The sequence below is a fragment of the Micromonospora sp. DT63 genome (assembly GCF_049841615.1).
In the GTDB taxonomy this organism is placed as follows: domain Bacteria; phylum Actinomycetota; class Actinomycetes; order Mycobacteriales; family Micromonosporaceae; genus Micromonospora.
The window spans coordinates 27,243-47,616 of the sequence record NZ_JBNCKQ010000006.1; the positions used below are offsets into that span (position 1 = coordinate 27,243).

Below are 20,374 nucleotides of genomic sequence, written 5' to 3' on the forward strand. Positions count from 1 at the left end.
GCGCGTCAGCAGCGCAGGCGGGGAGGCAGCGGTGGCTCCGCGCTGACGTCCCGGTCGAGGTAGGACGCCTCGACGAAGGCGAGGAGGCGTTGCGCGTCGGAGGCGTTGGAGGCCAGGCCGAACGAGACCCGGACCGCGCCGCCGGTCGGCAACCGCAGCGCGCCAAGGTACTCGTCGATCGTGTCGACCCGCGCGAGCAGCCCGCGCCGCAACGCGGGCCCGCTGATCTCGAACGCGCCCTCGCCCGCCCCCGGGTTGCAGAAGCAGCCGGTCCGCAGCGAGAAGCCGGCCGCGGCGGACTCCCGCGCTACCAGCCGCTCGTCCACCGGAGATCCGTCCGGGCGTAGGACGTTGAACGTCACGGTGCCGCCCCGGCCCACGCCCGTCGTCGGCCCATACACCCGCACCAACGGTTCGCCGGTGCGGTGCCGTAGCGCGGACAGGCGACCCAGCAGCCACTCGGTGAGCAGGCCGACCCGGGTGTGCACGAGGTCCACGCCTATCGAGTCGAGCCACCGCAGCCCGAACTCGACATCCGGGATGCTCAGGAAGTTGAGCGTGCCGTCCTCGAACGCCGACTCGTCGTCCATCGAGCGGTGCCAGTCGCCCTGCACGCTCACCGCACGGATGGTGCCGCCGGCGAACCACGGCCGGCGCAGCCGGGCCAACGCGTCGCGGCGGGCCAGCAACGCGCCGACGCCGGTCGGGTAGCCGAAGAGCTTGTACCAGCTCAGGCAGACGAAGTCGGGTCGGACGGCACGCAGATCCAGCCGATTCGTCGCGGCGAACGCGGCGGCGTCCAGCAGAACGTCGTAGCCGTGCCGGTGGGCCAGCTCCACCCAGCTCAACGGGTGCTGCACACCGGAGAAGTTGCTCTGCGCCGGGTACGCGAACAGTCCACGGCGGCCGGACCGGCCCCGCCGTCCGGCGTCGAGCACCGTCACCAGGTCAGCCTCTGCGATCCGCAGCTCCGGCCCGCTCAGCGGCACGTACCGCACCGGCGCGTCGGCCGCCCGGGCGTACTCCCGGATGCCGTTTACCGAGTTGTGGTTGTCCCAGGTCAGCGCGAACGGCGCGGTCGGACCGAAGTCGTACGCCTCGCCGACCAGTCGACAGGCGCCGCTGGCGTTAGGCGTGAACACCACCGCGTACTCGGCCGGGTCGGCGTGGAAGAAGTCGAGCACCGCCTGCCGGGTCGACTCCACCAGGGACCCGGCCGCCGCGCTGGTGGGGCTCTCCGAGTGCGGGTTGCCGTAGAGGCTCGCCAGCAGCCGGTCGTGGTGCGCCCGCACCTGAGCCTGCGCGGTCACCCCGGCGCCGGCGTAGTCGAGGTAGACCTGCCCGTGCCGGTCGAGGTGCTGGTACTCGGTGGCGCGCAGCTCGTCGATCCGGGCGGTCTCGGCGTACCCGGGCAGCGCCGCCGGTTCGGGGTAGGGGGCGTGTTCAGGACGCACGGCGGGCCTCCCGGCGCACCAGGACCGCCCACGCGGCGGCGAGGAAGAGCAGCACGAACCCGCCGAGCACCAGCCAGTCGACCCAGATCGGTCGAGAGAAACTGTCGCCGTACGTCTGCAGCAGCGGCGGGCCGAGCGGTGAGCCACCGTCGCGCCACAGCCGCTCGACCCCGGCGGTGTGCCCCAGCCCCTCGAACGCCCACCGGTTCGACATCGCGTAGCTGAGCCACCGGCCCCCGGCCGCCATGGCCGGCACCGGCAGGATCGCACCGACGAACAGCACCTGCGGGAAGCACAGCATCGGCAGCAGGAGCGTCGCCTGGGCCGGGTCGGAGACGGCCGCCGAGCAGAGCAGACCGAGCGCGAGCGCGGCCGCCGAGGAGAGCAGCAGGGTCGCGTACAGGGCGGCGAAGGCGCCGCCGTCGACCGGAGGCAGCCGGTCCATGGCGCGCAGCACCCCGAGCAGGGCCAGATCCACCAGGGCGAGCAGCGGCAGCAGCACCGCCACCTTCGCCAGCAGGTACGGGAGCAGCCGGACGCCGGCGAGCCGCTCCCGACGCAGGATCGGCAGCTCCGTGCAGATCTGGAGCAGCCCGTAGGTCAACCCGAAGAAGAAACCGCCGAATGCGATCCAGAACAGGATCATCACGGTGACGGTCGGGCGGGGGTTCGTCGGGTCGAAGGCGCCGGGGCGGAACAGCAGCGCGAACATGCCGAGCACCATGAGGGGTGAGCCGAGCAGGATCGCCAGCGTCAACCGGTTGCGGACGACGATCTCCGCGTTGCGGGCGGCGAGGAGCGCGAACTGGCGGAGCCGACCGACCCGCCGGGCCGTCCGGCCCGGGTGGTCCGTACCGCCCGCGCCGTCCATCGCCCTCGGCTCGGCCCCGACGATGGGCGGGCCGGCCGTGTCCGTGTCCGCGGCCCGGCCGGTGTCGCGGTACGCGGCGAAGCGATCCGGCCACCCGGCCGGATCGGACTCCTCGTCGAGCCGCAGGTGCACCTCGGCCAGGGACCGCAGGCCGAAGAACTCCCGGGCGGCGGCGGGCGTGCCGGCGTAGGCCAGGCGGCCCTGGCGGGTCAGCACGACGACGCGGTCGCACCGGTCCACGTCGGTGATCTGGTGGGTGGTGAGCACGACAGTGGTCCCGGCGTCGGCGAGGGTACGCAGTACCCGGAGCAGTTCCACGGCGATCGCCGGATCCAGCCCGGAGGTGGGTTCGTCGAGAAGGAACACGCCGGGTCGGGTCAGCAGCTCGACGGCGATGCTGGCGCGCTTGCGCTCACCGCCGCTGAGGCGGCCCACCGGCACGTCGGCCCGCTCGGTGAGCCGCAGGTCGGCGAGCACCGCCGCGACCCGGCGAGCCGCCTCGGCCGGGCCGGTCCCGGAGGGCAGGCGTAGCCGGGCCGCGTAGTGCAGGGTGCGGGCCAGCGGTAGCTCGCGATGGATGATGTCGTCCTGCGGAACGAAGCCGACCGCGCCCGGCGCGGCGCTGCTGCCGTCGTACGCCACGGTGCCCGCAGCCGGTCGGCGGACCCCGGCCAGCGTCTCCAGCAGGGTGGTCTTGCCGGCGCCGCTGGCCCCGATGATCGCGACCAGCTCGCCCGGCGCGACGGCCAGGGAGATGTCGTCCAGGATCCGGCGTCCATCTCGGACACTCTGGCCCAGGCCGTCGGCCACGATGGCGACGCCGGTACGCGGTGGTGCGGCGGTCTGCTCGGTCGTCATGTCGAGGATGCCCGATCCGCTCGGTGACGTGTGCGCCTGACATCGTGCCTCGCCGATGCTACGTCGGTGCGGGGTCCCGCCCCGGCCGTCGATCACGACGTGCGACTGTTGCGAAGCGACCAACGCCGGGTTGGGCGCCACCGGACAAAGGGACACCCGTGAACCTGCCCGACGACCTGCTCGCGCTGCTGCGCGCTCCGAGCACCTGCTACCTGACGACACTGATGCCGGACGGCTCGCCGCAGCTCACCCAGACGTGGGTGGACACCGACGGCACCCACCTTTTGATCAACACGGTGGAGACGCACCAGAAGACGCGCAACGTCCGTCGGGACCCCCGGGTCGCCGTGGCGATCTCCGACCCGGACAAGCCGGGCCGCTACCACGAGGTCCGGGGTCGGGTGGTCGACGTGAGCACCGAGGGCGCGGCCGAGCACATCGAGCGGCTGGCGCAGCGCTACCTCGGCGGGTCGTACCCGTGGTTCGGCGGTCGCGACCAGGTCCGGATCATCCTCACCATCGAGGCCGACCGGGTCCGGTCGATGGGCTGACCGGCCCACCGGCCGCCCGACGTCGCTTCGGCATGAACGACCCGGCCGGGGGAAGACCGACATTCCAGCAGCGGAAGGGGAGTCGGGATGAGAGCCGTCGTCTACGCGGACGTCCGGACCGTCGAGGTGCGGGAGGTGCCCGACGCGACGCTGGAGGCGGAGACCGACGCGCTCGTGCGGATCACCTCCAGCGCGCTGTGCGGCACCGACCTGCACATGTACGACGGGCGCACGGGCGCCGACCCCGGGCTGGTGCTCGGCCACGAACCGCTGGGTGTGGTGCAGGAGGTCGGCTCGGCGGTGCAGACCGTGCGTCCGGGCACCCGCGTGGTGATCCCCACCCACCTGTTCTGCGGCACCTGCGTGATGTGCGCCCGCGGGCTGTCGGCGGCCTGCCTGCGGGCCCGGGCCGAGGGGCCGGGCGCCGCGTACGGCTACGCCGGGATGGGCCCGTACCGGGGCGCCCAGGCCGACCTGCTGCGCGTGCCGTGGGCCGACGCGAACTGCGTGCCGGTGCCGGGGGAGCCGGGTGACGCGTACGAGGACGACTTCGTGCTGCTCGCCGACGCGTTCGTCACCGGTTGGCACGCCGCGGCCACCCTCGCCGGGGTCCAGGCCGGCGACACAGTTGCCGTGTTCGGCGCCGGCACCATCGGCCTGCTCGGCGCGTACTCGGCGCTGTTGCGGGGTGCGCGGGTCGTGTACTGCGTCGACGGTGTCGACGCCCGACTCGACAAGGCCGGTGAGATCGGGGCCGTTCCGGTCGACTTCCGCCGCGGCGACCCGGTCGAGCAGATCCGCGCCGACCGCGCGCGGGCCGGTCTGCCGCTCGGCGAGGAGAAGCTGGGCGGGATCGACCGGGTCATCGACGCGGTCGGGTTCCAGGCGCGCGACCGCGTGCACCCCGACCAGGAGCGCCCGGACCAGGTGATCGCGGACGCGGCCCGGCTGGTCAACCCCGCCGGCTCGATCGCGGTCGCCGGCGTCTACCCGGACAAGGACCTGCATCCCCGCCCCGGCGCGAGCGCCCACGAGGATCTGGTCGCACCCTGGGGGACGTTGTTCAGCAAGGGCGTCGAGGTCCGGTTCGGCCGTACGCACGACCGCCGCTACACGGTTCTGCTGCGCGACCTGGTCGTCGCCGGTCGCGCCCGGCCCAGCGTGATCGTGACCCATCACGGCGCCCTCGCCGACGCGCCGGAGCTGTACCGCAGCTTCGACCGGCGGGAGAACGGGGTGATCAAGGCGGTGCTGCGCCCGAGTTGACCGGCCGGCGCGTCCGTCCGTTCGGGCCCGATCCGGCACGTAAGGGACGTCCAGGCGTTGACCCCTCTCCTGGTGGTGCGATCGACGAGATCGCCTCCGTCGATCCGTCGGGTCCGGGGAGGCGTGGGTCACACAGTCGACCGAGACCGGTCGTCGCGTCCTCGGCACCGTGCCGGCGGTGCGGCCTGATCAAGATCCGCCGATAGTTTCGTACTCGTGGGTAGGCTGTCCCTCGTCCCGCCGCCGTGGATCGTGCCTGGTGGCGGGCCTGATGGCAGCGATCAAAATTGATCATGGAGTGGCTCCGCATTTGACAACGTTGCCACCGACAGGTCATCGTGCCGGGAGAGGCTGCGGGGGCGGCTGTGACGGGCGAATACTCTGCAACGTCGATATTGCCGGATTGTTACATTTTCAACAGGCCCTCGCCTTGCGGATGGCCTGTTCGCCGCAATACGTTGCCGTCAACAACAAAACCAAGTGAAGGTTCAACCTTCCGGAGGCAACGATGACGTTGGCGAGGTGGTACGAGCGATGAACGACGTGCCCACCCTCCTTGAGATGCGCTCCATCACCAAGGAGTTCCCCGGAGTCAAGGCCCTCTCCGACGTCAACCTGGTGGTTCGCGCCGGCGAGATCCATGCCATCTGCGGCGAGAACGGTGCGGGCAAGTCCACGCTGATGAAGGTCCTCAGCGGGGTCTACCCGTACGGAAGCTACGACGGCCAGATCATCTACCAGGGGTCGGAGAGCAGGTTCTCCGACATCCGGGCCAGTGAGAACGCCGGAATCGTGATCATCCACCAGGAGCTCGCGCTCATCCCGGGCATGTCGATCGCCGAGAACATCTTCCTCGGCAACGAGCCGCGCAAGCACGGCGCGATCGACTGGAAGGCCGCGAACCGGATGGCGCTGGACCTGATGGCCCGGGTCGGCCTCCAGGAGGACCCGGACACCCTGATCAAGGACATCGGTGTCGGCAAGCAGCAGCTCGTGGAGATCGCCAAGGCGTTCGCCAAGGACGTGAAGCTGCTCATCCTGGACGAGCCGACGGCGGCGCTGAACGAGGCGGACTCCAAGCACCTGCTGGACCTGCTGCGCGGGTTCCGTTCGCGCGGCATCACCTCGATCATGATCTCGCACAAGCTGAACGAGATCGAGGCGATCGCCGACCAGATCACCATCCTGCGCGACGGCCGGACCGTGGAGACCCTCGACGTCAAGGCGGACGGGGTCGACGAGGACCGGATCGTGCGGGGCATGGTCGGCCGCGAGCTGGGCAGCCGGTTCCCGGACCACACCCCGAAGATCGGCGAGGTCTTCTTCGAGGTCCGCAACTGGAACGTCCGGCACCCGATCTCCGCCGAGCGCCAGGTCTGCAAGAACGAGAGCTTCGTGGTGCGCCGCGGCGAGATCGTCGGCTTCGCCGGCCTCATGGGCGCGGGCCGCACGGAACTCGCGATGAGTGTCTTCGGCCGCTCCTACGGGGTGTACGAGTCGGGCACGATCATCAAGGACGGCAAGGAGATCGTCCTGAAGTCGGTCGCGGACGCGATCGACAACGGGCTCGCGTACGTCAGCGAGGACCGCAAGGCGATCGGCCTCAACCTGCTCGACGACATCAAGGCGTCGACCGTCGCCGCCAAGCTGTCCAAGATCTCGCACCGCGGCGTCCTGAACGAGGTCGAGGAATACCAGGCGGCCGAGGCGTACCGCAAGGAGTTGCGGACCAAGGCCCCGACTGTCGACGAGAGCGTCTCCAAGCTCTCCGGCGGCAACCAGCAGAAGGTCGTCCTGGCGAAGTGGATGTTCACCGACCCGGACCTGCTGATCCTCGACGAGCCGACGCGCGGTATCGACGTGGGCGCCAAGTACGAGATCTACGGCATCATCCAGCGGCTCGCCGACCAGGGGAAGGGCGTCGTCGTCATCTCCTCGGAGCTGCCTGAGCTGATCGGGCTCTGCGACCGCATCTACACCGTGTTCGAAGGCGCCATCACGGGTGAGATCGCCCGGGCGGACGCCACCCCGGAAAACCTCATGAAGCAGATGACCTCGACGAAGAAGATGGCCACACGATGAGCCGATTGAAGGACCTTCAGAAGAATTTGTTCGGAGGTACCACCTCCAACGCGCGCCAGTTCGGGATGATCTTCACCCTGGTGGCGATCGTCGTCCTGTTCCAGATCCTGACCGACGGCCTCACCCTGCGGTCGGACAACCTGATCGCGCTGTTCCAGCAGAACTCGTACATTCTGATCCTGGCCATCGGCATGCTCATGGTGATCGTGGCCGGGCACATCGACCTCTCGGTCGGCTCCGTCGCCGCCTTCGCGGGCATCCTGGTCGCCAAGTCGATGGCCGAGTGGAACCTGCCCTGGCCTGCCGCCATCCTGTTCGGTCTCGTGATCGGCGCGGCGATCGGCGCCTGGCAGGGCTTCTGGGTGGCGTACATCGGGGTGCCGGCGTTCATCGTCACCCTGGCCGGCATGCTGCTGTTCCGCGGCGGCAACCAGTTCATCGGTAACGCGCAGAGCATTCCGGTGCCCGAGGGCTTCCGGGAGATCGGCGCCGGCTTCCTGCCGGAGTTCGGCCCGAACACCGGCTACAACAACGCGACGCTGCTACTGGGTCTGGCCGCGGCGGTGGCTGTGGTGTGGCGGGAACTCCAGGCCCGCAAGACCCGTCGGGAGATGGACGCCGACCCGGCGCCGATGTGGATCTCGATCCTGCGGATGGCCATCATGGTCGGGGTCATCGCCTTCGCGTCGCTGCGCTTCGCCAGCGGTCGCGTCGGCACCAGCTTCCCGATCTCGGGCATCATCCTGCTGGTCCTGGTCATCGCGTACTCCTTCTACACCCGCAACACGGCCGGTGGCCGGCACATCTACGCGGTGGGCGGCAACTCCCGGGCGGCCGAGCTGTCCGGCGTGAAGCTCAAGCGGGTCAACTTCTTCGTCATGATGAACATGTCCGTCCTGGCCGCGCTGGCCGGCATGATCTTCGTGGCCCGGTCGGCGGCCTCCGGACCGCAGGACGGCAACGGCTGGGAGTTGGACGCCATCGCCGCGGTGTTCATCGGTGGCGCGGCGGTCGCCGGCGGCATCGGCACCATCAGCGGCTCGATCGTCGGTGGTCTCGTCATGGCCGTGCTCAACAACGGCCTGCAGTTGATGGGCGTCGGCACCGACCGCGTCCAGATCATCAAGGGCCTGGTCCTGCTGCTGGCCGTCGCCATCGATGTCTACAACAAGAGCCAGGGGCGCTTCTCCATCATCGGGAGCCTGATGCGGCCGTTCCGCCGCGACGACTCCGCCCCACCCGCCTCACCGCCGGACGCGGAGCGCAAGCCCGCCACGGCAGCGGTGTCCGGCTGACGGCCACCGACTCTCTCCACCCGGTTCCACCTTCCAGAAAGGCAAGTCCTCACCATGCGTAAATTCTTCGGCACGTCGGTGGTCGCGGTCAGCGCCGCCGCCATGCTGGCCCTCGCTGGCTGCGGCTCCGGCCGCGACGGCGACTCCGGTAGCTCCGGTGGCGAGGCCAAGGGCTTCGCGGCGAACTCCCTGATCGGTGTCGCCCTGCCGGCCAAGACCTCCGAGAACTGGGTTCTCGCCGGTGACCTGTTCACCAACGGCCTGAAGGAGGCCGGTTTCCAGGGTGACGTGCAGTACGCCGGCGCGTCGACCACCGTTGCCGACCAGCAGGCCCAGATCACCGCCATGGTGACCAAGGGCGCGAAGGTCATCGTCATCGGCGCGACCGACGCCGCGCAGCTGTCGACCCAGGTCGCCGCGGCCCACCAGGCCGGCGTGAAGGTCATCGCCTACGACCGTCTGATCAAGAACACGCCGGACCTCGACTACTACGTCGCGTTCGACAACTTCAAGGTCGGCCAGCTCCAGGGCCAGGCCCTGCTGGACGGCATGAAGGCCAAGAAGCCGAACGGCCCGTACAACATCGAGCTGTTCTCCGGCTCGCCGGACGACAACAACGCCGGTGTCTTCTTCGACGGCGCGATGAGCGTGCTCAAGCCGGAGATCGACAAGGGCACCGTCGTCGTCGCCTCGGGTCAGAAGGACGTCAAGCAGACCGCCATCCAGGGCTGGAAGGCCGAGGGTGCGCAGGCCCGCATGGACCAGCTGCTGACCTCCACCTACGGCGGCAAGACGCTGGACGGCGTCCTGTCCCCGAACGACACGCTGGCCCGCGCCATCCTGACCTCGGTCAAGGGTGCCGGCAAGCCGATCCCGGTCGTCACCGGCCAGGACTCCGAGGTCGAGTCGGTCAAGTCGATCGTCGCTGGCGAGCAGTACATGACGATCAACAAGGACACCCGCAACCTGGTGAAGGAGACCATCAACATGGTCAAGGCTCTCCAGGCCGGTAACACCCCGCAGGTGAACGACACCAAGTCCTACAACAACGGCAGCAAGGTCGTGGACACGTTCCTGCTCCCGCCGGTCGCCGTCACCAAGGCGAACGCGGCCGAGGCGTACGCGAACGACCCGAAGCTCGCGCCGCTCACCAAGTAATCACCACACGGTAGGCAGCAACGCCGATGGGTCCCGGGATCTCCTCTTCCGGGACCCATCGTCGTCCGTGCCTCCTCGCCACCCGGCACCGATCCTTAAGGAGGTCTGACCGTGGAGACACCCGTGCGGTCCAGGCCAGCCGGCGCCGGCCGTAACCCTGATTCCCCGCTGCTGCCCCCGCTCCCCGGTGCGAGCCAGGAGGAGATCCGGCGGCAGAACCTCGGCGCCGTGCTGCGCTACGTGCACCTGCACGGGCCGACGTCGCGGGCCGAGCTGACCAGCCGCCTCGGCCTCAACCGCAGCACCATCGGCGCGCTCGCCGCCGACCTGACCGCCAGCGGCCTCGTCACCGAGGAGGTGCCGACCACCGCCCGACGGGCCGGCCGCCCCTCCCTGGTGGTCAGCCCCCGCTCCGAGCGGGTCTACGCGCACGCGCTCAGCATCGACGCGGACCGGCTGCGCGCCGCGCGGGTCGGCCTCGGCGGCCGCATCCTCGACCGGCGCGAGGTCGCCCGTCCCAGCGGCATGTCGGCGGTCGACGCCGTCGGCCCACTGGCCGATCTCGTTCGCGACATGGAACAGGGCGTCGCCCCCGGCGCGCTGCTGGTCGGGGGAGCGGTAGCGGTTACCGACACCACCCGCGACGCGGACGGCCGACTCCGGATCGTCGGCGTCGACGAGGGCCTCAGCGTGGCGCTGGAGGCCGAACTCACCGCCGGCCCGGGGTTCGTGGCCGGCGACCTCGCCGACATCGCGGGCCTGGCCGAACACATCCGGGGCGTGGCTCCCGGCATCGACGACCTCATCTACCTGCACGGAGACCTGGGCATCAGCGCCGGCATCGTCGTCGGTGGCCGCCTGATGATCGGCCACCGGGGTCACAGCGGCAAGGTCGGGCACATGGTCGTCAACCCGAACGGGCTGCCCTGCGGCTGCGGCTCTCGTGGCTGCTGGGAGACCGAGATCGGTGAAGCCGCGCTGCTGCGCCACGCCGGGCGCGACCCTGACGACCGCGCCGCCGTGACCGAGGTGCTGCGCGCGGCGGCGGACGGCGATCCGGCCGCCCGCCAGGCCGTCGAACAGGTCGCCGACTGGCTCGGCTTCGGCGTCGCCAACCTGGTGAACGTGGTCAATCCCGACGCCGTGGTCTTCGGTGGCTCGCTGCGCGACATCTTCATCGCCGGCGCGGACACGGTGCGTCGGCGGCTGGACGCCATGCCGCTGCCGGCCTCCCGCGAGCACCTGCGGCTGCGCGCGGCGGCGCTCGGCCGCGACGCCGTCCTGATCGGCGCCGCCGAGTTGGCCTTCGACAAGCTGTTGGCCGATCCGCTCAACGTCGGTGTCGCCGGCCAGTCGGCGTAATCCGTGATCGTTTGGCGGCTGAGCAGCACGACCATCCGCGTGTCGTGCGGCTCAGCAGCCAACGATCGACTCGACCGTCACCCGTCCGGGCTACGCGATCCGGCGGACCCGACGCACGGCGAGGTAGAGCAGGAGCACGGCGAGGGCGACGAAGATGCCCGTCTCGATGCCCTGGAACAACCAGAACCGGTCCGCCGGCTGGTACAGCTCCCAGTTGTACGCGCCCGGTCCCAGGCCCAGCTCGGCGCCGCAGGTCTGGCCGGTCGGGCCCTTGCCACCGGGCGGGCACTGGATCCGGGTGTTCTCCGCCGCCATCGTTCCGTCCGCGTTGCGGATTCCCACGGCGAGCACCCAGTTGCCCCGGTCTCCCTCCGGAATCCCGGGCCCCTCGATCGGGAAGGTCTGGGTGCGGGCGGGCTGGTAGTGCGGTCGGGCCAGGATCTCCACCGCCGCCCGTACGCCGATGAACCCGGCCAGGGTGATGCCCATGGCGGGCAGCATCCGCTTGAAGATGGTGCCGGCGAAGATGCCGAGCGCCACGGCGAAGAGGGTGTAGCCGATCGGCACGATGCCCTGCAGGTCGAAGACGATCACACCGAGTCGACCCTCGTGCGCGGCCTTGGTGAGCGGGTCGACCCACCACGACACGCCCAGTCCGTAGCCGGCCGCGAGGAGCACGACGGCGCCGCCGACCAGCCCGAACTTCACCAGCGCCCAGCGGGCGCGGCCGACGCCCTGGGTCCAGACGAACCGGTGCGTACCCTGCTCCACCTCGCGAGCCACCAGCGGTGCGCCCCAGAACAGGCCGACCAGCACCGGCAGGGTGATCAGCAGCACCGCCACCAGGTTCAAACTGTCGTACCGGTCGGTGAAACGGCGCAGTCCCACGTCGCAGGTCTGCGCGGCAGCCTCGCTGAGCTCGGACGGACGAAGGCAACCCGCAAGCCCGAGGTCGGCGAAGGTGTGCCGCATCGACAGGCCGATCGGCACCAGCACGGCGGCGAGCACCAGGAACCCCAGGAGGGTGTAGAACGCCAGCTTGCGGTGTTGCCGCCAGGTCAGCCAGATCATGCCGCCACCCCCCACTCGCTGTGACTGGTCTGCGCGACGCCGTCGGCCAGGTAGGCCAGGACGATGTCCTCCAGGCTGACGTCGCGCACCGTCCAGCCGGGGTCGGTGACCGGGCCGTCGGTACGCACCAGCAGCGTGGACTGCCGGTCGGTGTGGCTGGCCCGGACCACGTGCGCGACGCCGCCGATCGGACCGCCGTCGTGCCGCGGGCCGACGAGCTGCCGGTGCGCGGCCACCAGGTCGTCGACCGAGCCAGTGAGCTGCACCTGGGCGGCGTTGAGCACGATCAGGTAGTCGCAGACCCGCTCCAGGTCGGCCAGCAGGTGCGAGGAGAGCAGAACCGTGGTCCCCGAGTCCGCGACACTGCCCATCAGCGACTGGAGGAACTCCCGCCGGGCCAGCGGATCGAGGCTGGCCACCGGCTCGTCGAGCAGCAGCAACCGGGGTTGCTTGGCCAGCGCCAGGGCGAGCGCCACCTGGGCCCGTTGGCCGCCGGAGAGTTTGCCGACCGGCTTGTCGGGCGGTATCCCGAGCTGCGCCAACCGGGTCCGGGCCAGCGCCGCGTCCCACCGCCTGTTCAGCTTGCCGCCGGCGATGACCAGCTCGGCGGCGGTGAAGTCCCGGTACAGCGGGGTTTCCTGGGCGACGAACCCGATGTCGGCCAGCCCGTCCGTGTCGCCGTACGGCGACCTGCCGAACACCCGCACCGCGCCCTCGTCGGGCTTGAGCAGCCCGACGGCCAGGTGCAGCAACGTGCTCTTGCCCGCGCCGTTGGGCCCGACCAGCGCGGCGATCCGGCCGGCGGGAAGGTGCAGCGAACAGTCCCGTAACGCCCACGTCCTGCCGTACCGCTTGCCCAGCCGGTCGGCCTCCAAGACCATCTCCATCCTCTGTCCTCTCGTACCGCTCACGCGGGTTCCTTCTGTGGGGTGTCGTCGGTGAGGGTGGCGCGCAGCGTGGTCTCCACCAGGGCGACGACGTCCTCGGCCGTCAGACCGGCTGCCTGTGCCCGGTGCAGCCACGCCACGAGGTCGTCGCGCAGCTCGGCCTGATTGGGCAGGGACGCGCCGGCGAGGGTGCGCTGGACGAACGTGCCCACCCCCGGTCGGCCGCCGACCAGGCCCTCGATCTCCAGCTCCCGGTACGCCTTCAGCACCGTGTTCGGGTTTATCGCCAGTGACTGGGCGACGTCCCGGACCTTCGGCAGCTGGTCCCCGGGTGCGAGCAGACCGACGCGCAGCGCCTGCTTCACCTGCTGCACGAGCTGCATGTAGGTGTTCACCTTCGACCGGCTGTCCAGCACGAACTCGATCACTCGTGATGATCCTTCCTGTTGTCCTACGACAGTAGGACTAATAGACAGCTTGGTGGGACGCGGGACCCCTGTCAAGCGGCTGACCCACCTGTCGCCCCGGGGCCAGCGATTGGCACCGACGGGCCAACCGGCCGGGAAGGGAACAGGCACGCGATCCGTGCGCAAGGGGGAGGTGCTCGGTGGTCACCAACGAACTCACGACGACGAGGGCGACGCCGTTGCAGGTCGCCCGCGCCCGGGGTCGCGTACGCGGGCGGCTGATCCTGCTCGGCCCGGCGTTCGTCGCCGCCGTCGCGTACGTCGACCCGGGCAACTTCGCCACCAACTCGGCTGCCGGCGCCCGCTACGGCTACCTGCTCGTCTGGGTAGTGGTCGTGGCCAACCTGATGGCCATGCTGGTGCAGACCCTCACCGCCAAGCTGGGCCTGGCCACCGGCCGTAGCCTGCCCGAGTTGTGCCGCGAGCGCCTGCCCCGCCCGGTGAACCGGATGATGTGGGTGCAGGCCGAACTCGTCGCGATGGCCACCGACCTGGCCGAGGTGATCGGCGGCGCGGTCGCCCTGTACCTCCTCTTCGGCATCCCGCTGCTGCCCGGCGGGCTCATCATCGGCGCCGCCGCCTTCGTCGTGCTCGCCCTGCGCTCGCGCGGATTCCGCGCGTTCGAGATCGCCATCGCCGTGCTGCTCGGCGTCATCGTCCTGGCCTTCGCGGCCAACCTGCTCGCCGCCGGCGCCGATCCGGGCTCCGCCCTGGCCGGCCTGGCGCCCCGACTCCAGGGCACCGACAGCGTGCTGCTGGCCGCCGGCATCCTCGGCGCCACAGTCATGCCGCACGTCATCTACGTGCACTCCGCGCTGACCCGCGACCGCATCCCCGCGACCGACGACGTCGAGCGTCGGACCCTCTTTCGTGGCCAGCGCACCGACGTGCTGCTGGCCCTGACGGCGGCCGGCGCGGTCAACCTCGCCATGCTGCTGATCGCCGCGGCCAGCTTCCGGGGCGGCGGTCCGGTGGGGGCCGACAGCCTCCAGGGGGTGCACGCCGGCCTCGGTCAGAGCATCGGCACCGCCGCCGCGTTCGGGTTCGCGGTCGCCCTGCTCGTCTCCGGGCTCGCCTCCACGAGCGTCGGCACCTACGCCGGCGAGGTGATCATGCAGGGCTTCCTGCGCCGCCGGGTGCCGCTGCTGCTGCGTCGGCTGGTCACCCTGGCACCCGCGCTGGCCGTGCTCGCCATCGGCCTCGACCCCACCCGCGCCCTGGTGCTGTCGCAGGTCATCCTCAGCTTCGGCATCCCGTTCGCGCTGATCCCGGTGGTCGCGTTCACCCGCCGCCGCGACCTCATGGGCAACCTGGTCAACCACCCGCTCACCACGGCCGCCGCGGCCCTGGTCGCCGTCCTGGTCGTCGCGCTCAACGCGTTCCTGCTGTGGCAGGTCGTCGCCGGCTGAGCGGGCCGGCCGCCTGCGTCCGGGCACTCCTGCGAGCGTGATGCCTGTGAGTCATCTTGATGACCCACAGGCATCACCCGCAACGCCGTCTCGGGCGGCTGGCGCGGGGGCGGCTACCTGGACGGGAACGGGAAGGGTCAGGTGCGACGACCCTCGTCGCGGGCCGGGATCTCCTGGCGCTGTTCGAGGGCGTCCGCCGCGTTGGCGTCGGCCGGCAGCGACGTCACCTCCTCGAGCGTGCCCGCCGGGAAGGCACCCTGCTCGGCAAGGTCGGCCTCGGCCGCCTCCGGGTCGACGTCACCCGACACCCGGTCCGGCGGGCCGACGTCGAACGCGTCATGTCGTTGCTCAAGGGCGTCCGCCTCCGGAGGAGGAATCGTTCCGCCCTGTTCATCCCGGTACGTGCTCATCGGAGCCTCCACCCGGCGGGTGTCGACAGGCCGCCGGGCCGCTGCCTACCCGCCGTCGCGGCACTCACGCCTCGCCCCGCCATCCACGCCTCAGCCGTGGCATGCGCCGGGAGGCGGTCACACCCCCAGGAGAACGGACACCGCGGCAGCGGTCTCGGGATGCCCGGTCAGCAGGGCGGACGCCCCGGACCGGTCGACGGGCGGGTCGGGCATCGGCTGCCACCGGCCGTCGTGACCGAGCAGGGCGGCGACCGCGTCGACCGCCTCCGGGTGGGCGGCGAGCAGCACGCCCACGCGCCGCCGCGGCACGGAGACGGCGGCTGCTGGCACCGCGGACGGAGGCGCGGGGGACGGAGGCGCCACCCACGGGGGCACCCAGGAATCCAGCTCCGGCAGCGCCTCCGGAAAGGTCCGCCCCGCCTCGCGGATCAGCAACGGGACCAGCTCCGGCCCCTGGTCCCGCAGCGTCGTGATCAGGGTCGGCAGCCACGGCAGCAGCACCGGATCGGGCAGCCGGGCAAAGGCGGTCGACATCGTCTCGACGACGAACGGCGCCAGCGTGGGCACCGGCTCCAGCGCGTGCACGAAGCCCGCCAGATACTGCGGGAAGGCCGGCACCACCAGCGGGTTGGCCAGCAGCTCGGCACACCGGGCCCGCAACTCGGCAAGCGGCAGCAGGCCGAGCTGGTGTCGGGCCGCCCAGAGCAGAGCGACCTTCGCCGGCGCCGTCGGGTGCGACTGCCCGACCGCCAGCTCCAGCTGAGAGCGGTCGCAGCCCAGCGACAGCGCCAGGCCCTCCATCGAGAACAGGAAGCCGAGCATCGCGCCGACCTGCCGGACGCCCGTCTCCTCGGCGGTGATGGCGGTCGGCAGCAGGGTGCAGTAGTGCGCGTACCCGGTGGTCACGAAGGCCGCGCACCAGCTCGGGAGGGTCGGCGCGGTGGCCCGGTAGTGGGCCAGCAGGCGCCGGATGCGGCGCAGCACGTCCGGGGCGTCGTCGACGGTGCGCTCGGCGGCGAGCAGGTCCACCGCGCGCGCCCCCAACTCGTCCACCAGGCGAGGGCTGTCGAGCAACCGGATGGCGTCCTCGACCGCGGCCAGCGCACCCGCGGCGGTGGCGTCGGGGCCGCGTACCGCACGCCGCAGTCGCTGCTCCAGGACCTGCTCGACCGTCACGCCCTCGTAGCCCAGCTCGATCAGCGCCCGCTGGTGGCGGCCGAGCGCCAGGTCCCAGCTCTCCTGCACCGAGCGGTGCCCGAGCCGCCGCTCGCCCATGATCGGGCGGACCGCGGCCGGTGGCAGCAGGTGCCGCAGGATCCACAGCAGGTCCGAGCAGCGGCCCAGCTCCGGCTGGGCGGCCAGATCCAGCAACGCCCGCTGCACCGTCCGCTTCTCCAGGGCCAGGCCGAGGGGCTGGAGCCGATCGAGCACGTCGCGGGCCAGCGGCGGGAGGGCGTCGTAGCCGACCTGACCGATCCGGTCGCCGCCCAGCAGGATCTCGCAGAGCCGCCGGACGTCGCGCCGGCCGGGCACCACGTCCTTCTCGATGCAGGTGACCGCGGCGTCGGCGAAGTCATACGGGGTGGGCCGGGCCCGGTTGCGCATGCCGGCCAGCAGGACCGAGGTCTCGAAGACGGCGATCGCGTCGGCGGTGCTGGCCAGGTATCCGTTGCGCCGGGCCAGTCGGACGATGTCCACGCACCAGCCGCGCAGCTCCGCCTCGTCCAGGCCGTCCAGGTCGGGCGCCGCGGCGAGGAAGCCGGTGAGCCGGTCGCTGACCGGCCCGGTGGGGACGGGCGCCGTCGGTGCCCGGCCCCGCCGCCCCCGGCTGGTTCCGGTGCGCTGGCCGTCCAGCCGGTACGGGGACAGTTTGTGCCGGCTCACCGCCTTCGTCCAGGTCGCCGCGGCGATCGACACCGAGCCCGGTGCCAGCCCGAACTGGGCCTCGATCGCGGAATGGCTGGACGGGATCAGCCCGTACCGCCAGCGGGTGTCGGTGCGCGGGGTGATCTCGAAGTCGGGCGCGGCGGAGCCCAGCCCGAACTGCTCGACCCGGCTGGCGGCGTGGAACGCGCCGCAGACGTAGAGGCAGTCGGCCGGATCGACGCCGGAGGTGGCGAGGTGCTGGCGCATCCTCGTCCACATGTACCGCTCGCGATCCTCGTCGCGGTCCAGCCGATCCTCGCCGGCCGGGCGCAGCCGCCGGAACAGGCTGCCGATCAGCACCATCACCTGCCGGTAGGTGTCGTGGTCGGCGTCGGCCAGCGGGCGTTCCACGTACTGGTCCCACCACTCCGACCAGTGCCGCACCTTGCCGTGGTGCAGCAGGTACGCCTCCAGCTCCGCGAACCGCGGCCGCAGGTCGCCGATCTCCACCCCGACGGCGTCACCGTGCAGCCCGGACTCCTCGCCGGTGGCGGTCGGAACGGCCGTGCCGCCCCCGTCGGTAGCCCCGGCCGTGCCGCCCCCGTCGCTCGGTCGATCGCGCGGCGACCACTGGAAGACGTGGTCGGTGGAGCGGTCCACCAGCACCAGCTCGACGCCGGGGGTCTCCAGCGCGTACGCGATGGCCTGGTACTCCGCCGACGCCTCGGTGACGGGCGCGACGACACTGAGCGGCCCCCAGTCGGCGGGAAAGCCGGACAGCTCCGACGCGAACGCCTGCACCGCGACGGGCAGACGGCAGTTGCGCAGCTCCCCGAGCAGCGGCTGGAGATCCTCGCACAGCTCCAAATAGATCACCCGGGGCTGCTTGGCCCGCAACCGGCGCACCATGGCCAGCGCGGAGGCCGGTGAGTGGTGGCAGACCGGGAAGATCTCCAGCCGCTCGCCGAGTGCCCGGTCGACGTCGTCGACCATGCCGGCGAGGATCGCGCCGAGCGCGTCGGCGGAGCCCGCGAACGCTGCCGCCGCGTCGCTGAGCTGCTCGCGGAGCGCGCCGAACGGGCCGGCGACGGTGGGCGCGGTCACGACAGGGACGCGATCGCCTGACGACCGCCGTCGAGGAAGCCCGCCCACCCGTCGTCGTCCTTGCGGGCCCGGGGCTCCACCACACCGTGCAGGTACTTGTTGAGGATCGCCAGGTCCTCCGGACTGCGCCGGGCCAGCGACCCGACCAGCGACCCGGCGAGCGTCGCCGCGCGCAGCGTACGGTCGCCGAAGAACTGGCTGTGCAGGATGGCGTCCTCCAGCACACCGATCTGCTCGGCGGTGGACAGCGCTGACTCCAACTTCTCGTCGTCGCTGGTCGCGGCGGCCGCACCGGCGCGCAGGTCGGCGAAACTCTGCAACAGGATGTCCAGGAGGGTCGGCGGGACGTCCAACTCGATGCGGTGCCGGCGTAGCAGCTCCTCGGTGCGGAACCGGACGATCTCCGCCTCGCTGCGCTTGTTGGTCACCACCGGGATCCGCACGAAGTTGAACCGCCGCTTGAGCGCCGAGGAGAGGTCGTTGACGCCCCGGTCCCGGCTGTTGGCGGTCGCGATGATCGAGAAGCCGGGTTGGGCGAAGACGATGTTGTCCTGGTCCAGTTCGGGGATGGCGACGTACTTCTCGGACAGGATCGAGATCAGGGCGTCCTGCACGTCGCTGGTGGAGCGGGTCAACTCCTCGAAACGCCCGACCACGCCACGTTCCATCGCCGTCATGATCGGCGAGGGGATCATCGACTCGCGGGACTGGCCCTTGGCGATCACCATGGAGACGTTCCACGAATACTTGATGTGGTCCTCCGTCGTGCCCGCGGTGCCCTGCACGACGAGTGTCGAGTTGCGGCAGATCGCGGCGGCCAGCAGCTCGGCCAGCCAGCTCTTGCCGGTGCCGGGATCGCCGATCAGCAGCAGGCCCCGGTCCGAGGCGAGGGTGACGATGGCCCGTTCGACGAAACTGCGGTCGCCGAACCACTTCTGCGGGATCTCGCGGGACAGGCCGTCGGCCCGCTCCGAGCCGAGGACGAACAGCCGGACCATGCGCGGGCTCAGGCGCCACGAGAACGGCTTCGGGCCGGTGTCGACCGACTCCAGGAAGTCCAGCTCGTCGGCGTACGTGACCTCGGCGGGGGCGCGCAGCATCTCGGACATGAGGGGTTGCTCTCCTAGGTGAGGAAGTTCTTCAGCTCGACGACGAGCTTGCGGATGTGACCGGAGATGACCGGGGTGCCCTGGTCCTTCAAGCGTTGCCGGAACCAGGGGTTGACGCTCTGCTGCCCGGAGCTGCTGACCGAGCCGACCGGAATGACCTTGACGCCGGAACGGTGTACGGCCTGGAGCCCGTCGAACACCGCCTGGTGGTTGACCTCGTAGAAGTCGGAGATCCACACCAGCACCGTGTTCTTCGGCTCGGCGATCTTGGGCCGGGCCAGCGTCAGCGCCGCCGTGCCGTCGGTGCCGCCGCCCAACTGGGTACGCAGCAGCACCTCGAACGGGTCGTGCACCCACGGGGTGAGGTCCAGTGCCCGGGTGTCGTACGCGACGAGGTGCACGTCGACCTTCGGCAGCCCGGCGAAGATCGAGGCGAGGATCGTGCAGTTGACCATCGCGTCGACCATCGAACCGGACTGGTCGACAACGACGATGAGCCGGGACGGCGTCGTACGCCGCGCGGTGTGCCGGTAGTAGAGCCGGTCGACGTAGAGCCGCTCGTCGTCCGGGCTCCAGTTGGTCAGGTTCTGCCAGATGGTCCGGTCGAGGTCCAGGTTGCGGAACACCCGCTTGGGCGGCACCGACCGGTCCAGTGCGCCGACACTTGTCTGTTGCACCTGCGTGCGGAGCACCTCGGCGACCTCGTCGACGAAGCGCCGGATCAGCGCCTTCGCGTTGGCCAGCGCCACCCCGGACAGGTTGGCCTTGTCGCGCAGCAACTGCTCGATCAGCGACATGCTCGGGGTCAGCTGGCTGGCCAGCGCGGGATCGGCGAGCACCTCCCGCAGGTGCATCCGCCGGACCAGGTCACCCTCCAGCCCGGCCAGGGTGCCGCCCAGCCCGCCGCCCTGGCGGCGCAGCTCCCCGGGCTCGCACCCGAGGGCCTGCTCGAACCAGCCGGCGTCGGACTGCCAGCGGGCCAGTTGGGTGGCGCTGACCGGACCGGAGCCAGTGGCGAACACGTTCAGCAGCACCTTCGACACCAGCGCCGCCCGGCGCACCTCGGCCGCACCCGGCCGGTAGGTCGCGCTGTCGTCCTCCGACCCACCCGGCCCGGCGCCCTCCGGCCCGGCGCCCTCCGGCTCGGCGGCGTG

Annotated in this window: 15 protein-coding genes and 1 pseudogene; 7 read left to right on the top strand and 9 right to left on the bottom strand. The window is 71.1% G+C overall.

The window, feature by feature from the left end; translation table 11 throughout:
• Positions 1-5 precede the first annotated feature (5 nt).
• Positions 6-1,454: an aminotransferase class V-fold PLP-dependent enzyme gene (locus tag ACLQ27_RS21680; RefSeq protein ID WP_357495220.1), complete on the bottom strand. Its 1,449-nt coding sequence runs from the start codon at positions 1,452-1,454 to the stop codon at positions 6-8.
• Positions 1,444-3,183, bottom strand: a complete 1,740-nt coding sequence (locus ACLQ27_RS21685) for an ATP-binding cassette domain-containing protein (RefSeq protein ID WP_425868358.1) — start codon at positions 3,181-3,183, stop codon at positions 1,444-1,446. The genes ACLQ27_RS21680 and ACLQ27_RS21685 overlap by 11 nt, the downstream gene beginning before the upstream one ends.
• A 158-nt stretch (positions 3,184-3,341) precedes the next feature.
• On the opposite strand from ACLQ27_RS21685, the gene ACLQ27_RS21690 reads away from it, so the two are divergent.
• From ACLQ27_RS21690 to ACLQ27_RS21715, 6 genes are all read left to right on the top strand, one after another.
• A complete protein-coding gene (locus ACLQ27_RS21690; protein WP_357495216.1) occupies positions 3,342-3,734 on the top strand; it encodes a PPOX class F420-dependent oxidoreductase in 393 nt (130 codons plus the stop codon).
• Positions 3,735-3,821: 87 nt separating this feature from the next.
• Positions 3,822-5,000 (top strand): glutathione-independent formaldehyde dehydrogenase, encoded by a 1,179-nt coding sequence (locus ACLQ27_RS21695; protein WP_425868361.1) that lies wholly within the window; start codon positions 3,822-3,824, stop codon positions 4,998-5,000.
• Between the two features lie 534 nt (positions 5,001-5,534).
• Positions 5,535-7,082 (top strand): multiple monosaccharide ABC transporter ATP-binding protein, encoded by a 1,548-nt coding sequence (gene mmsA / locus ACLQ27_RS21700; RefSeq protein ID WP_357495212.1) that lies wholly within the window; start codon positions 5,535-5,537, stop codon positions 7,080-7,082.
• A complete protein-coding gene (gene mmsB, locus ACLQ27_RS21705; protein ID WP_357495210.1) occupies positions 7,079-8,377 on the top strand; it encodes a multiple monosaccharide ABC transporter permease in 1,299 nt (432 codons plus the stop codon). The genes mmsA and mmsB overlap by 4 nt, the downstream gene beginning before the upstream one ends.
• Before the next feature lie 54 nt (positions 8,378-8,431).
• A complete protein-coding gene (locus ACLQ27_RS21710; protein WP_357495208.1) occupies positions 8,432-9,535 on the top strand; it encodes a sugar-binding protein in 1,104 nt (367 codons plus the stop codon).
• Between the two features lie 168 nt (positions 9,536-9,703).
• Complete coding sequence (locus tag ACLQ27_RS21715; RefSeq protein WP_425868697.1) at positions 9,704-10,897, top strand: ROK family transcriptional regulator; 1,194 nt, start codon at positions 9,704-9,706, stop codon at positions 10,895-10,897.
• Positions 10,898-10,987: 90 nt separating this feature from the next.
• Here the strand turns inward: ACLQ27_RS21715 and ACLQ27_RS21720 are convergent, their stop codons facing one another.
• The 3 genes from ACLQ27_RS21720 to ACLQ27_RS21730 are packed head-to-tail and all read right to left on the bottom strand — an operon-like array spanning position 10,988 to position 13,283.
• Complete coding sequence (locus ACLQ27_RS21720) at positions 10,988-11,968, bottom strand: ABC transporter permease (protein WP_357495206.1); 981 nt, start codon at positions 11,966-11,968, stop codon at positions 10,988-10,990.
• The gene (locus ACLQ27_RS21725; protein ID WP_425868364.1) at positions 11,965-12,855 is read right to left on the bottom strand and encodes an ABC transporter ATP-binding protein; all 891 of its coding nucleotides are present in this window, start codon (positions 12,853-12,855) and stop codon (positions 11,965-11,967) included. The genes ACLQ27_RS21720 and ACLQ27_RS21725 overlap by 4 nt, the downstream gene beginning before the upstream one ends.
• A gap of 20 nt (positions 12,856-12,875) precedes the next feature.
• Positions 12,876-13,283: a GntR family transcriptional regulator gene (locus tag ACLQ27_RS21730; RefSeq protein WP_007457663.1), complete on the bottom strand. Its 408-nt coding sequence runs from the start codon at positions 13,281-13,283 to the stop codon at positions 12,876-12,878.
• Between the two features lie 179 nt (positions 13,284-13,462).
• Here ACLQ27_RS21730 and ACLQ27_RS21735 point away from each other — a divergent pair, with 179 nt between their 5' ends.
• Positions 13,463-14,731, top strand: a complete 1,269-nt coding sequence (locus ACLQ27_RS21735) for an Nramp family divalent metal transporter (RefSeq protein ID WP_425868366.1) — start codon at positions 13,463-13,465, stop codon at positions 14,729-14,731.
• A 137-nt stretch (positions 14,732-14,868) separates the two neighbouring features.
• Here the strand turns inward: ACLQ27_RS21735 and ACLQ27_RS21740 are convergent, their stop codons facing one another.
• From ACLQ27_RS21740 to ACLQ27_RS21755, 4 genes and pseudogenes are all read right to left on the bottom strand, one after another.
• Positions 14,869-15,141: a hypothetical protein gene (locus tag ACLQ27_RS21740; protein ID WP_425868368.1), complete on the bottom strand. Its 273-nt coding sequence runs from the start codon at positions 15,139-15,141 to the stop codon at positions 14,869-14,871.
• 117 nt (positions 15,142-15,258) lie between these two features.
• Complete coding sequence (locus tag ACLQ27_RS21745; protein ID WP_425868370.1) at positions 15,259-18,111, bottom strand: DUF5682 family protein; 2,853 nt, start codon at positions 18,109-18,111, stop codon at positions 15,259-15,261.
• Positions 18,108-19,220: an ATP-binding protein gene (locus tag ACLQ27_RS21750; RefSeq protein ID WP_234582269.1), complete on the bottom strand. Its 1,113-nt coding sequence runs from the start codon at positions 19,218-19,220 to the stop codon at positions 18,108-18,110. The genes ACLQ27_RS21745 and ACLQ27_RS21750 overlap by 4 nt, the downstream gene beginning before the upstream one ends.
• Positions 19,221-19,234: 14 nt before the next feature.
• A pseudogene (locus ACLQ27_RS21755) lies at positions 19,235-20,317 on the bottom strand (VWA domain-containing protein); the annotation flags it as partial.
• Positions 20,318-20,374: the final 57 nt, after the last annotated feature.

What these genes read in the sequence shown, in the direction of transcription:
- ACLQ27_RS21720 (WP_357495206.1), bottom strand. Translation starts at nt 11,968, where the DNA reads ATGATCTGGCTGACCTGGCGGCAACACCGCAAGCTGGCGTTCTACACC.
- ACLQ27_RS21725 (WP_425868364.1), bottom strand. Translation starts at nt 12,855, where the DNA reads ATGGAGATGGTCTTGGAGGCCGACCGGCTGGGCAAGCGGTACGGCAGG.
- ACLQ27_RS21750 (WP_234582269.1), bottom strand. Translation starts at nt 19,220, where the DNA reads ATGTCCGAGATGCTGCGCGCCCCCGCCGAGGTCACGTACGCCGACGAG.
- ACLQ27_RS21740 (WP_425868368.1), bottom strand. Translation starts at nt 15,141, where the DNA reads ATGAGCACGTACCGGGATGAACAGGGCGGAACGATTCCTCCTCCGGAG.
- mmsA (WP_357495212.1), top strand. Translation starts at nt 5,535, where the DNA reads ATGAACGACGTGCCCACCCTCCTTGAGATGCGCTCCATCACCAAGGAG.
- mmsB (WP_357495210.1), top strand. Translation starts at nt 7,079, where the DNA reads ATGAGCCGATTGAAGGACCTTCAGAAGAATTTGTTCGGAGGTACCACC.
- ACLQ27_RS21710 (WP_357495208.1), top strand. Translation starts at nt 8,432, where the DNA reads ATGCGTAAATTCTTCGGCACGTCGGTGGTCGCGGTCAGCGCCGCCGCC.
- ACLQ27_RS21695 (WP_425868361.1), top strand. Translation starts at nt 3,822, where the DNA reads ATGAGAGCCGTCGTCTACGCGGACGTCCGGACCGTCGAGGTGCGGGAG.
- ACLQ27_RS21685 (WP_425868358.1), bottom strand. Translation starts at nt 3,183, where the DNA reads ATGACGACCGAGCAGACCGCCGCACCACCGCGTACCGGCGTCGCCATC.